Raw genomic sequence first — 12239 nt, 5'->3', positions numbered from 1 at the left:
TAATCGAGGTTCCGTGCGGCCATGGAAACGGTCGCCATAAATGGCGACCCTACGGGTTTATTGCAAATCATCCAGCGCCAGATTCAGGCGCAGCACGTTTACCGTCTCTTCGCCGACAAACGGCAGCAGCGGGCGCTCGGTGTGGCGCACAATCAGCGCCTCAACATCTTTAAGCGCCATATTGCGCGCGGCGGCGATGCGCGGTGCCTGCCACAACGCAGCTTCTGGCGAAATATCCGGATCTAATCCGCTCGCCGATGCGGTAACTAACTCCACCGGCACCGCTTTGGGGGCTTGCGGATTAGCCGCACGCAGCGCGGCGACGCGTTCCGCTACCGCTTTATCCAGCGCCGGATTGCTGCCTGCCAGATTGCTGCCGCTGGAGGCCAACGCATTATAAGGCGCATCGCCGGTAGCGGAAGGTCGACCCCAAAAGTGGCCCGGCTGATTAAACATTTGACCAATCTGCTCGGAACCGCGTACCGCGCCATCCTGCTCAATCAGCGAACCGTTGGCCTGCGATGGGAACCACCACTGCGCCAGACCGGTGGTCAGCAGCGGATAGACCGCGCCGGTGAGCAGCGTAAGCACCAGTAACAATACAATAGCCGGACGTAACTGACTCATTTCTCTTCTCCTTACGCCAGACCAAGCAGCGTTAGCAGCAGGTCGATGGCTTTAATACCTATAAACGGCACCACTAATCCGCCCGCACCGTAAATCCACAGGTTGCGACGCAGCAGCGCCGCCGCGCTCAGCGGACGATAACTCACGCCTTTCAGCGCCAGCGGGATCAGGAACACAATCACCAGCGCGTTAAAAATTACCGCCGACAAAATCGCCGAGTTCGGCGAATGCAGCCCCATCACGTTGAGCATGTTGAGTTGCGGATAGGTGGCGGCAAACGCGGCCGGAATAATGGCGAAATACTTCGCCACGTCGTTGGCGATACTGAAGGTGGTGAGCGAGCCGCGCGTCATCAGCATCTGTTTACCGATGTGCACCACTTCCAGCAGCTTGGTCGGATTCGAGTCGAGATCGACCATATTGCCGGCCTCTTTCGCCGCCTGGGTTCCCGAGTTCATCGCCACCGCCACGTCGGCCTGCGCCAGCGCTGGTGCGTCATTGGTGCCGTCGCCGGTCATCGCCACTAAGCGTCCTTCGGCCTGATACTGACGAATCAGCGCCAGCTTGGCTTCCGGCGTCGCTTCCGACAGAAAGTCATCGACACCCGCTTCCGCCGCAATCGCCGCCGCGGTTAATGGGTTATCGCCGGTGATCATCACCGTTTTGATGCCCATCTTGCGCAGCTCGGCAAAGCGCTCTTTGATACCGCCTTTGACGATATCTTTCAGCGCCACCACGCCCAGCACCTGGGCGCCTTCGGCCACCACCAGCGGCGTGCCGCCAGCGCGCGCCACTTCTTCGACGGCGGCATTCACTTCTAACGGGAAGCGGCCATGATTGGCTTCAATGTGGCGACGAACCGCATCGACCGCACCTTTGCGGATCAGACGATCCTGCACGTTCACGCCGCTCATGCGCGTTTGCGCCGAGAACGGAATGAAGCTCGCGCCCATACTGCTCAAGTCACGCTCACGCAGATTAAATTTCTGCTTCGCCAGCACCACGATGCTGCGCCCTTCCGGCGTTTCATCGGCCAGCGACGCCAGCTGCGCCGCATCGGCCAGCTGCTGTTCGCTGACGCCTGGCGCAGGCAGGAACTGCGTCGCCTGACGGTTGCCGAGCGTGATGGTGCCGGTTTTATCCAGCATCAGCACATCGACGTCGCCCGCCGCTTCCACCGCACGGCCGCTGGTGGCGATGACGTTCGCGCCCAGCATGCGGCTCATGCCCGCCACACCGATGGCCGACAGCAGGCCGCCGATGGTGGTCGGAATCAAACACACCAGCAGCGCCACCAGCACCGTGATGCTGACCGGCGTGCCGCCATACGCCGAGAACGGCCACAGCGTGACGGTCGCCAGCAGGAACACAATCGTCAGCGATACCAGCAGAATGGTCAGCGCCACTTCGTTCGGCGTTTTACGGCGTTTCGCGCCTTCCACCATCGCAATCATGCGGTCAAGGAAGGTTTCGCCCGGATTGACGCTGCACTGAATCACCAGCCAGTCGGAAAGAATGCGCGTACCGCCGGTCACCGAGGAGAAATCCCCGCCCGATTCACGGATCACCGGCGCGGATTCACCGGTGATGGCGCTCTCATCCACCGATGCGCCGCCCTCCAGCACCTCGCCGTCGCACGGAATGATGTCACCGGCTTCCACCAGCACCACATCGCCTTTGCGCAGCGTATCGGCCGCCACGTTGTGCCAGGCTGCGCCGTAGCGCGCTTCGGCCAGTTTTTTCGCATCGCTGGTTTTACTGATGCCTTTCAGGCTGTTGGCCTGCGCCTTGCTGCGCCCTTCCGCCAGCGCTTCGGCGAAGTTGGCGAACAGCACGGTGAACCACAGCCAGATGGCGACGCCGGCGGTAAAGCCCGCGTTACCGCTGAGCGCGCCGCTGGCCATGCCCACCGCCAATACCGAGGTCAGCACGCTGCCGATCCACACCAAAAACATCACCGGGTTGCGGAACTGCACGCGTGGATCGAGTTTTTTCAGCGCATCCAGCATGGCAACGCGGGTTAGCGCCGCATCAAACAGCGCCAGTTGTTGACGACTCATAATTCCGTTATCCCTGAATTAATTGCAGATGTTCCGCGACCGGGCCCAATGCCAGCGCGGGGATGAACGTCAATGCGCCCACCAGCAAGACGGTACCGATCAGCAGCGCGATAAACAGCGGGCCGTGCGTTGGCAGCGTGCCGTTGCCGACTGGCTGAATTTTCTTCGCCGCCAGCGAACCGGCAATCGCCAGCACCGGAATGATGATGCCGAAGCGGCCCACCAACATGCAGAAGCCCAGCAGCAGGTTCCAGAACGGCGTGTTAGCGCTCAGTCCGGCAAAGGCGCTGCCGTTGTTGTTGGCCGCCGATGACACCGCGTACAGCACTTCGCTAAAGCCATGAATGCCGGGATTGGCCATACCGGCGCGACCAGCGTCGGTCATCATCGCCAGCGCGGTGCCGAGCAGCACCAGCGTTGGCGTCACCAGAATCGCCAGCGCGGTCATCTTCATCTCCCACACGTCGATTTTTTTGCCCATGTATTCTGGCGTGCGACCGATCATCAACCCGGCGATAAACACGCCGAGCAGCACGAACAGCAGCATGCCGTACAGGCCAGCACCGACGCCGCCGAACACCACTTCTCCTAGCTGCATCAACCACATCGGCACCATGCCGCCGAGCGCAGTGAAGGAGTCATGCATGGCGTTGACCGCACCGCACGACGCCGCCGTGGTGATCACCGCAAACAAGCTGGAGTTGAGAATGCCGAAGCGCGTCTCTTTGCCTTCCATGTTGATGGCGCTGTCCGCGCCGAGCGCGAGGAAGTGCGGATTACCGCGCAGTTCGGCCCACATCACGGTGATCACCGCCAGCACGAACATGATGGTCATCGCCCACAGCAGCATGTGGCCCTGACGACGATCGCCCAGATGCTGACCAAAGGTGAAACAGAGCGCCGCCGGGATCAGGAAGATGCTCAGCATCTGCACGAAGTTGGTCAGCGCGGTCGGGTTTTCGAACGGATGTGCTGAGTTGACGTTGAAGAAACCCCCGCCGTTGGTGCCGAGCATTTTGATCGCTTCCTGCGATGCCACCGGACCGAGCGGCAGCGTCTGCTGCGCGCCTTCCAGCGTGGTGAGCGCATGGTACGGTTCGAAGGTTTGAATGCTGCCCTGGCTGATGAAGAACAGCGCGATAACCAGGCTGATCGGCAGCAGCACGTAAACAGTAATGCGCGTCAGGTCGCGCCATGCGTTGCCGAGCGTATCCAGCGAACGGTTGGCAAAACCACGAATCAGCGCAAACGCCACGGCGATACCGGTCGCCGCCGAAAGGAAGTTCTGCACCGTGAGGCCCGCCATCTGACTGAAATAGCTCAGCGTGCTTTCCCCGGCGTAGGATTGCCAGTTGGTGTTAGTGACGAAGCTAATGGCGGTATTGAGCGCCAGATCCCAGCTGAGATTAGGCAGATGCTGCGGGTTCAGCGGCAGCGCGGCCTGCGTCATCAACATCAGCAGCAGCAAGGCAAAACCCAGCGCGTTAAACAGCAGAATCGCCAGCAGATAGTGCGGCCAGCGCATGGCGTCGCCGTCGGCACCGGCCAGTCGCCACAGCGCACGCTCGGTGCGCGGCAGCAGCGGCTTGTCAGCCACAAACAGGGCGAGATAACGTCCCAGCGGTTGTGCCAGCACCATCAGTACCAGCAGAAACACCGCAATTAGCATGAATGCATTCGCCGCCATCAGAATGCCTCCGCATTAAGCAGGGCATAAATCAGGTAGCCCAGAAGAACAAACACCAGCACGATGCCGGCTATCACGCCCACGCTCACAGCAACCTCCAGAGGATTTTGGTAGTGCTGCAAGCATGCGCGGCGCGGCATAAAGAAGAGGTAAAAAGGCGGGAAGCGGGCGTAAATAAAGTATAAAAATGGTGAAGAATTAAGCGCTTTCTAACGCCCAGATGCGGTTCAGATCGATGTTCTGCCATAAGCCGCTGTCTTCTGCGCCGGTGATGCTGTCGGTGCAGAAGCTGTCGCCGAGATCGAGCTCTTCCGGTTTTACTTCGCGCTGTGCGTGCAGCGACCAGAACACATGCACTTTGGGCTTGAGCAGCGATTTTTCGCCAGCCTGCACCACCAGCGCCACGCGCCCGGAAGCCAGTCGCACCAGCGATCCCACCGGATAAATGCCGATAGTGCGCACGAAGGCGTGCAGCAGCGTGTTATCGAAGTGGCCGCGCCAGCTCAGCATATTGTGCATCGCTTCGGCAGGCGTCCAGCCTTTGCGATAAGGACGATTCGAGGTGACGGCATCATAAACGTCGCACACCGATGCCATGCGCGCATACAGCGAGATCTCTTCGCCTTTCAGTCCATGCGGATAACCGTTGCCGTCGTACTTTTCATGGTGATGCAGCGCGATATCAAGCAGATCTTCACCGGCATTGGCTTCCATCAGCATCTGCGCGCCCACAATCGGATGCTGACGCATCACAGTGAACTCTTCGTCGCTGAGCTTGCCAGGTTTGTTGAGAATCTCCAGCGGCACCGCGGCTTTACCCACATCATGCAGCAAACCGCCCATACCAACGCGCCGCAGCTGATGCTCATCGAGGCCCATTTTTTTGCCGAGCGAGATCATCAGGCCGCACACCGCCATTGAGTGCAGATAAGTGTAATCGTCGTGATTCTTCAGGCGCGCCACGCTCAGCAGCGCCGTGGGTTCGCGGGTGATCGAACCGGCAATTTGATCAACCAGATCAAGCATATAATCGAGGTCGAGGCCTTGCCCCATGCGCGCCTCGTTAAACATCGCCAGCACCTGCGGTTTCCCCTGATTGAAGATGCTTTGCGCCTGATCCATCTCCTGGAAAAACGGGGTTTTAGGAATATCTTTTTTCGGCGCAGGCGTGACGGGGGCCTGAACCGATTTGTCGAGATCGATCCATAACTGCAGGATCCCCTCATTGCGGATCATCGCGATCTGGCGTTTATCAGTGATCAGCATTTGGTTGCGAATGCGCTTATCTTTGACCCACCAAACCTCCAGTTTGTGGATAAACATTCCCTGCTGCAATTCGTCAACGTTAATCAGCTTTATCACGATATCGCTCCTTAATATCAGTGGGTGGTAAGGAGGTATCGGCAGCTGAGCAAAAAATCTTCAGAGTGGATTTGTGCGATCGGTGAGGTTTGCGAAATAGGTGCGCATAAATGCGCACCCTGCGGATGCTGTGCGCCTACGGCGTTGTAGGGTCGCCATTTATGGCGACCTGGCTTGAAACATCCTGCTCTTCACCAACACGTTCAATCGGTCCCATCACCAGCAGGAACAGCAAAGCGGCGACCACGCAGTGCGCGCCGACAAACACCAGCCCGATGCTGTAGCTGCCGGTTAAGCCGACGATGATGCCGAACAGCAGCGGCGTGATAAAACCCGCCATATTGCCGATGCCGTTAAAAATCGCGCCCGCCAGGCCAACGGCTTCTTTCGGTGCGGTATCACTGACAATCGTCCAGGTTCCGGCGCCTGCCGCCACGCCTTTGCCAAAAAAGGCGAACGACATGATGGCGATAATGCCGACGTTGCTGGGGATCACCGCCGCCAGAACCAGCGAAGCCGCCATCAGCATGCCGACGATATATGGCGTTTTACGCGCCCAGGATAAACTCCAGCCGCTTGCCAGCAGTTTGTCGGAGATGTAGCCGCCGCTGATGCCGCCGAGGAAACCAAATACCGCCGGTGCGATGGTGGCAAAACCGGCATCAAGAATATTCATGCCGCGCGCCTGCACCAGATAAATGGGGAACCAGGTGATAAAGAAGTAGCTGAGCGCGATGATGCAGTATTGGCCGATATAGGCGCACCACAGCATGCGGTTGCTGAGCAGCTTTTTGAACATCGCTTTGCTCAACGGCGGACGCGCTTTAAGCGTTTGCGCCGAATCGATATCCACCAGCGCGCCGCCCTGCTCAATGTAGCGCAATTCATTTTCCGAGACCTGCGGATGATGGCGCGGGCTACGCATAAAGCCCATCCAGACAAACACCGCCAGCACGCCGATACCGCCCAGCACAAAGAACGGCCATTCCCAGCCAAAGCGCGACACCAGCCAGCCGGAAAGCGGCGAAAAGATGGCGACGGCAAAATATTGCGCCGAGGCGAAGAGTGAAGAGGCGCGGCCGCGTTCGGCGCTGGGAAACCACATGATCACCGCGCGCGCATTGGCGGGAAAACTCGGTGCTTCAATCAGGCCCAGCGCGAAACGCAGCGCAAACATCAGCGTGAGCGCCATGGTCATTCCGCTGGAGAACTCGCCAACAAAGCCCATCAGCAACGTGGAGATCGACCACAGCGCCAGCGTCACGCCGTACACTTTTTTGGTGCCGAAGCGATCGAGAAACAGGCCGCCGGGGATCTGGCCGATCACATAGGCCCAGCTAAATGCCGAGAGGATCAGACCAAGCTGGATCGCCGAAAGTCCAAACTCATCTTTGATCGCCGATCCTGAGATCGACAGGATCGAGCGGTCGGCATACGCCACCACGGAAAGAAACAGGATCAGGCAAAGGATCCCAACGCGTACGTGGCTGTTGTGTGGCCGATTTTTGGCTTTTTGCATGGGCTGAATTCCTCAAATGAAACGTGCCGGAATACCGCTTTATTTCCCTGTTGAGCAACTATAGGAAGCAGTTTCACGCACGGTCATTGTGCGAATGGCGGAATCGATGGGGGCAAATTAGCGCCAGATTTAGCCGCTGGCACAAAGTGAGGTGCGGTGCTGCACAGAACCTCAAAAATCAGCGGGCTTTTGCACCGCAATGTGCGCCAACTCTAAGAAAATCCTTCGCAGTGCAACTATGAGCGCGCGAAGGAAAGACGCACCCGAGAGCAAAGTGTGCGCTTAGCTGCAAAATCCAACCTTGCTGATTGTCAGCCGGGTGGCGGGCTCGTAGGCTGAAAATGATTTCATTGAGCCATTTTTAAAATCGATGAAACATTCATTCTAATAACAAGCTTACTCTGGAGTCTGCGATGAAAATCCTCAAGGCGATGATGTTGCTCGGCCTGCTCTCAACGTCAGCCTCGGCGCTGGCGGAAAAAATTGGCGTGTCGATGGCCTACTTCGATCAAAACTTCCTCACCATTATTCGCCAGTCGATTGATAAAGAAGCCAAAGCGCGTGGGCTTGATATTCAGTTTGAAGATGCACGCGGCGATGTGGGACGTCAGACCGATCAGGTGCAGAGTTTTATCGGTGCGGGCGTGGATGCGATCATCGTCGATCCGGTCGATTCCGCCAGCACGCCGCAACTCACCAGGCTGGCGCAGCAGGCAAAAATTCCGCTGGTGTACGTCAACCGCACGCCGGGCGATAAATCGCTGCCGGCCGGCGTGGTGTTTGTCGGCTCCGACGAGCGTGAATCCGGCACCTTGCAGATGGAAGCGCTGGCGAAAATGGCTAACTACAAAGGCAATGTGGCGATCATGATCGGTAATCTGACCGACGCCGGTGCGCTGCAACGCACCAAAGACGTTGAGCAAGTGGTGGCGAAATATCCCGGCATGAAAGTGGTGCAGAAACAGCCCGCCAACTACGCGCGCAATGAAGGCATGGATTTGATGAATAGCTGGCTGGGCAACGATGAAGCGATTGATATCGTTGCGGCTAATAACGATGAGATGGCGATAGGCGCGGCCATGGCGCTGGCTAAAAGCAATAAAAAGGTGCTGATTGGCGGTATCGATGCTACGCCAGACGGCCTGAAAGCGCTGTCGCAGGACAAAATTCAGGTCACGGTTTTCCAGGATGCGGTCGGCCAGGGCAAAACGTCGGTGGATGTGGCGCAGAAGCTGATCAAAGGCGAGAAAGTGGATTCACACGTGTGGATCCCGTTTGAGCTGGTGACTAAAGAGAATATGCAGAAGTACGTTGATAAATAACGATAATTATCGCTAAATCTTAGGGTCGCCATTGATGGCGACCATAACGCATGTTTGGTGCAGTTATCAATAAGGTCGCCATGAATGGCGACCCTACGGTTAACGTAACTGTGCCATCTGCACGATATCGTGATACTCGCCGTCGCGCAGGCAGGCTTTGCGCTTCACGCCTTCGCGCTCGAAGCCCAGCTTCTGATACAGGCGCAGCGCGCGTTCGTTATCGTGGAACACTTCCAGCTCAATGCGCATGATGCCGAGCCAGTTGAAGGCGTAATCCATCGCGTTGCGGATCAGCTTTTCACCAATGCCGCGCCCGCCAAACGCCGGATCGACGCTGATACCAAAGCTGATGCTGTGACGCGTACGCGGACGCTGTTCGACAAACAGCGTGAGCTCACCGACCATCGCACCCTCAATCTCCGCAACAAAGCCGATGTATCCCAGCTCATCCATCTTTTCGAATTTTTTCTGCCAGGTCGCTATGCTCGGACACGGCAACTGCGTGGTCCAGCGATAAACGTCAGGATGGCTGTAAAGGCGTTGGTAGGCGGCGGCATCGCCCGGCTCACGACCGCGAATGTGTAAATCCATGTCGGTAATCCCTTTTCACATGCACTAAGCTGTTAACTCTCACCATTTCGGGAAGAGTGATTCTATGTTGTATCGCCGTTTTGAACGTTTTATCAATATTTTCCAGGATGCGCCAACCGATTCCCCACCCGCCAGCGTCTGGCCGTTCTACTTCTACTATCTGCGTCAGGTGTGGCCGAGCTTCGTCGCGCTGCTGATTGTCGGGCTGGTGCAAGCGCTGATCGAAGTGGCGCTGTTCAGCTATCTCAGCCGCATCATTGACCTGGTCAATCACTCGACGCCCGCCTCGCTGTTCAGCGATAACTGGCAAATATTGTTGTGGATGGGCTTTGTCGCGCTGATTTTGCGGCCGCTGGTGATTGCCGCGCACGATATGCTGGTGCATCAAAGCATTAACCCAAGCATGACCAGCATGATCCGCTGGCAGCATCACAACTACGTGCTGCGTCAAAGCCTGAATTTCTTCCAGAACGATTTTGCCGGGCGCATTGCCCAGCGCATCATGCAGACCGGTAACTCGCTGCGTGATTCGGCGGTACAGCTGGTGGACGCCATCTGGCACGTGGTGATTTACGCGGTGACTTCGCTGGTGCTGTTTGCCGAAGCGGACTGGCGCCTGATGATTCCGCTGGTGATCTGGATTGTGGCTTACAGCGTGTCGCTGAGCTTCTTTGTGCCGCGCGTTAAACAGCGTTCGGTGGTGTCATCGGAAGCACGCTCGAAACTGATGGGCACCATCGTCGACGGCTACACCAATATCGCCACCATCAAACTGTTTTCGCATAACGATCTGGAGAAGCGTTACGCACGCGAGGCAATTCAGGAGCAAACCGACAAAACCCAGCACGCCAGCCGCATGGTCACCACCATGGATATCACGCTCTCCACGCTGAATGGCTTGCTGATTGTCAGCACCTCCGGCCTGGCGCTGTGGTTGTGGAGTCAGTCGCTGATCAGCGTCGGCGCGATTGCGCTGGCGACCGGTTTGGTGATCCGTCTGGTGAACATGTCCGGCTGGATCATGTGGGTGGTGAACGGCATCTTCGAAAACATCGGCATGGTGCAGGATGGCCTGAATACCATTGCGCAGCCGCTGAGCGTGCAGGATGAGCCGAACGCGAAAAACATGCAGGTGACTAAAGGTCAGATTCGCTTTGAGGATGTGCGATTTGATTACGGCGGCAGTCGTCAGGTGATTAATCGCCTCAACCTCAACATCAAGCCGGGCGAGAAGATCGGTTTGATTGGCCCGTCCGGCGCCGGTAAATCCACCTTAGTGAATCTGCTGCTGCGGCTGTATGACATCAATAGCGGCCGCATTGTGATTGACGATCAGAACATCGCCGAAGTGACGCAAGAGAGTCTGCGCGGGCAAATCGGCATGATCACGCAGGACACGTCGCTGCTGCACCGCTCAATTCGCGAAAACCTGCTGTATGGTCGTCCGGACGCGACGGAAGAGGAGCTGCAGGCGGCGATTATCCGCGCGCGCGCCGACGAGTTCATTCCGCTGCTCTCCGATCCGCAAGGCCGCACCGGGCTGGATGCGCACGTGGGCGAGCGCGGCGTGAAGCTGTCGGGCGGTCAACGTCAGCGTATCGCCATCGCGCGCGTGCTGCTGAAGGACGCGCCGATTCTGATCATGGACGAAGCCACCTCGGCGCTGGATTCCGAGGTGGAAGCGGCGATTCAGGAGAGCCTGGAAACGCTGATGCAGGGTAAAACGGTGATTGCTATCGCCCACCGTCTTTCCACTATTGCCAAAATGGATCGTCTGGTGGTGCTGGAGCAGGGTGAGATTGTCGAGATGGGCAACCACCGCGAACTGCTGGCGCACGGCGGACTTTACGCGCGCCTGTGGCAGCATCAGACCGGCGGTTTTGTCGGCGCGGATTAATCTCCACGCCGATACGGTAAGGCGTCGCGCGCTTCAATCGCCCAGCCGCGCACGCCTTCCCGTTCCTGTAGCAGAAAATCCGCCACCGCATCGCGCAAGCCGGGATGACACAAATAGTGCCACGAATGGGTGATGTGCGGCTCAAAGCCGCGCACCAGCTTATGCTCGCCCTGCGCGCCCGCATCAAAACGCTGCACACCTTCCGCGATGGCGAAATCCATGCCCTGATAGAAGCAGGTTTCAAAATGCAGCCGATCAAACTCCGCCAGACAGCCCCAATAGCGGCCGTACAGCGTGTTGCCGTCCATTAAGCAGAATGCCATCGCTGCCGGTTGCCCTTGTAGCGAGGAAATCACCACGCGAATCGAATGCGGCATGCGCTCCGCCAGCAGGCTAAAGAAGTGGCGGGTCAGATAGGGCCGCTGGCCGCGCACCGCGTAAGTGTTGGCATAACAGGTGTAAACAAAATCCCACTGATCCTCGCGCAGCTCATCGCCGCGATACCAGCTGAATTCAAAGCCGCTGCTCATCACCTGCTCACGCTCTTTACGCAGCTGTTTGCGCTTGCGCGACATCAGCGTGTCGAGGAAATCCTGAAAATCGCGGTAGCCTTTGTTATGCCAGTGATACTGCAAGCCGAGGCGCTCCAGCCAGTCTGGCTGCTGCTGCATAATGTGGTTGGCGAACGGCGTGGTGAAGTTGATGTGCGCGCCGCTCAGACCGTGTTGATAGAGGTTATCCGGCAGCGCGCTGAGCAGTTTCAGCACCGCTTCTTCATCGCCCAGCAGGCGTGCGCCAGTCACCGGACTGAACGGAATCGCGCCCAGCCATTTCGGATAGTAAGGAATACCGGCGCGCTGACAGGCATCCGCCCACGCATGGTCGAACACATATTCACCGCGCGAATGGCGTTTGCGATAGCCCGGCAGCGCCGCACGCAGCGTGCCGTTTTCGCGCCACAGCAGGTGATCCGTCTGCCAGCCGTTTTCGGGCCGCACGCTGCCGCTCTCTTCAAGTGACAAGAGAAATGCGTGGCGTAAAAACGGTTGATCGTCAGGTAACAGCGCATCCCATTCGACGGCGGCAATCTCCGCCAGCGATGACAGATGTAGCAAAGACATTCACGGCTCCCGGCCTGATGAAAGCAGGCGCCTAGTTCAACAGGTTTTCCCGC

General features: G+C 58.0%; 10 protein-coding genes. 2 read left to right on the top strand and 8 right to left on the bottom strand.

Going from position 1 to position 12239, the window contains the following annotated elements; all coding sequences use genetic code 11:
* Positions 1-57 precede the first annotated feature (57 nt).
* The 6 genes from kdpC to K5Y32_RS23005 form a co-directional block, all read right to left on the bottom strand.
* Complete coding sequence (gene kdpC, locus K5Y32_RS23030) at positions 58-627, bottom strand: potassium-transporting ATPase subunit KdpC (RefSeq protein ID WP_222185982.1); 570 nt, start codon at positions 625-627, stop codon at positions 58-60.
* Positions 628-638: 11 nt separating this feature from the next.
* Positions 639-2687 carry a potassium-transporting ATPase subunit KdpB gene (gene kdpB, locus K5Y32_RS23025; protein ID WP_222185981.1) on the bottom strand — a complete coding sequence of 683 codons (2049 nt, stop codon included), beginning with the start codon at positions 2685-2687 and terminating at the stop codon, positions 639-641.
* A 7-nt stretch (positions 2688-2694) separates the two neighbouring features.
* The gene (gene kdpA / locus K5Y32_RS23020; protein WP_222185980.1) at positions 2695-4374 is read right to left on the bottom strand and encodes a potassium-transporting ATPase subunit KdpA; all 1680 of its coding nucleotides are present in this window, start codon (positions 4372-4374) and stop codon (positions 2695-2697) included.
* Positions 4374-4463, bottom strand: coding sequence for a K(+)-transporting ATPase subunit F (gene kdpF, locus K5Y32_RS23015; RefSeq protein WP_081113208.1), 90 nt, complete (start codon positions 4461-4463; stop codon positions 4374-4376). The genes kdpA and kdpF overlap by 1 nt, the downstream gene beginning before the upstream one ends.
* A 109-nt stretch (positions 4464-4572) precedes the next feature.
* Positions 4573-5736 carry an HD-GYP domain-containing protein gene (locus K5Y32_RS23010; RefSeq protein WP_222185979.1) on the bottom strand — a complete coding sequence of 388 codons (1164 nt, stop codon included), beginning with the start codon at positions 5734-5736 and terminating at the stop codon, positions 4573-4575.
* 136 nt (positions 5737-5872) lie between these two features.
* A complete protein-coding gene (locus K5Y32_RS23005) occupies positions 5873-7255 on the bottom strand; it encodes an MFS transporter (RefSeq protein WP_222185978.1) in 1383 nt (460 codons plus the stop codon).
* A gap of 413 nt (positions 7256-7668) precedes the next feature.
* Here K5Y32_RS23005 and K5Y32_RS23000 point away from each other — a divergent pair, with 413 nt between their 5' ends.
* Complete coding sequence (locus K5Y32_RS23000; RefSeq protein ID WP_222185977.1) at positions 7669-8577, top strand: sugar ABC transporter substrate-binding protein; 909 nt, start codon at positions 7669-7671, stop codon at positions 8575-8577.
* 99 nt (positions 8578-8676) lie between these two features.
* On the opposite strand, the gene K5Y32_RS22995 is transcribed toward K5Y32_RS23000, so the two are convergent.
* Positions 8677-9168, bottom strand: a complete 492-nt coding sequence (locus tag K5Y32_RS22995) for a GNAT family N-acetyltransferase (protein WP_222185976.1) — start codon at positions 9166-9168, stop codon at positions 8677-8679.
* Positions 9169-9232: 64 nt separating this feature from the next.
* On the opposite strand from K5Y32_RS22995, the gene K5Y32_RS22990 reads away from it, so the two are divergent.
* Complete coding sequence (locus tag K5Y32_RS22990; RefSeq protein WP_222185975.1) at positions 9233-11065, top strand: ABC transporter ATP-binding protein; 1833 nt, start codon at positions 9233-9235, stop codon at positions 11063-11065.
* On the opposite strand, the gene K5Y32_RS22985 is transcribed toward K5Y32_RS22990, so the two are convergent.
* Complete coding sequence (locus K5Y32_RS22985; protein WP_222185974.1) at positions 11062-12186, bottom strand: GNAT family N-acetyltransferase; 1125 nt, start codon at positions 12184-12186, stop codon at positions 11062-11064. The two genes, K5Y32_RS22990 and K5Y32_RS22985, sit on opposite strands and share 4 nt — an antisense overlap.
* Between the last annotated feature and the right edge of the window lie 53 nt (positions 12187-12239).

The sequence above is a fragment of the Pantoea sp. DY-15 genome, assembly GCF_019795935.1.
Lineage (GTDB): Bacteria > Pseudomonadota > Gammaproteobacteria > Enterobacterales > Enterobacteriaceae > Pantoea > Pantoea leporis.
Note: the sequence above shows the minus strand (reverse complement) of the source record. Positions and strands in the feature narration are given on the sequence as shown.

What these genes read in the sequence shown, in the direction of transcription:
- kdpC (WP_222185982.1), bottom strand. Translation starts at nt 627, where the DNA reads ATGAGTCAGTTACGTCCGGCTATTGTATTGTTACTGGTGCTTACGCTG.
- kdpB (WP_222185981.1), bottom strand. Translation starts at nt 2,687, where the DNA reads ATGAGTCGTCAACAACTGGCGCTGTTTGATGCGGCGCTAACCCGCGTT.
- kdpA (WP_222185980.1), bottom strand. Translation starts at nt 4,374, where the DNA reads ATGGCGGCGAATGCATTCATGCTAATTGCGGTGTTTCTGCTGGTACTG.
- K5Y32_RS23005 (WP_222185978.1), bottom strand. Translation starts at nt 7,255, where the DNA reads ATGCAAAAAGCCAAAAATCGGCCACACAACAGCCACGTACGCGTTGGG.
- K5Y32_RS23000 (WP_222185977.1), top strand. Translation starts at nt 7,669, where the DNA reads ATGAAAATCCTCAAGGCGATGATGTTGCTCGGCCTGCTCTCAACGTCA.
- K5Y32_RS22995 (WP_222185976.1), bottom strand. Translation starts at nt 9,168, where the DNA reads ATGGATTTACACATTCGCGGTCGTGAGCCGGGCGATGCCGCCGCCTAC.
- K5Y32_RS22990 (WP_222185975.1), top strand. Translation starts at nt 9,233, where the DNA reads ATGTTGTATCGCCGTTTTGAACGTTTTATCAATATTTTCCAGGATGCG.
- K5Y32_RS22985 (WP_222185974.1), bottom strand. Translation starts at nt 12,186, where the DNA reads ATGTCTTTGCTACATCTGTCATCGCTGGCGGAGATTGCCGCCGTCGAA.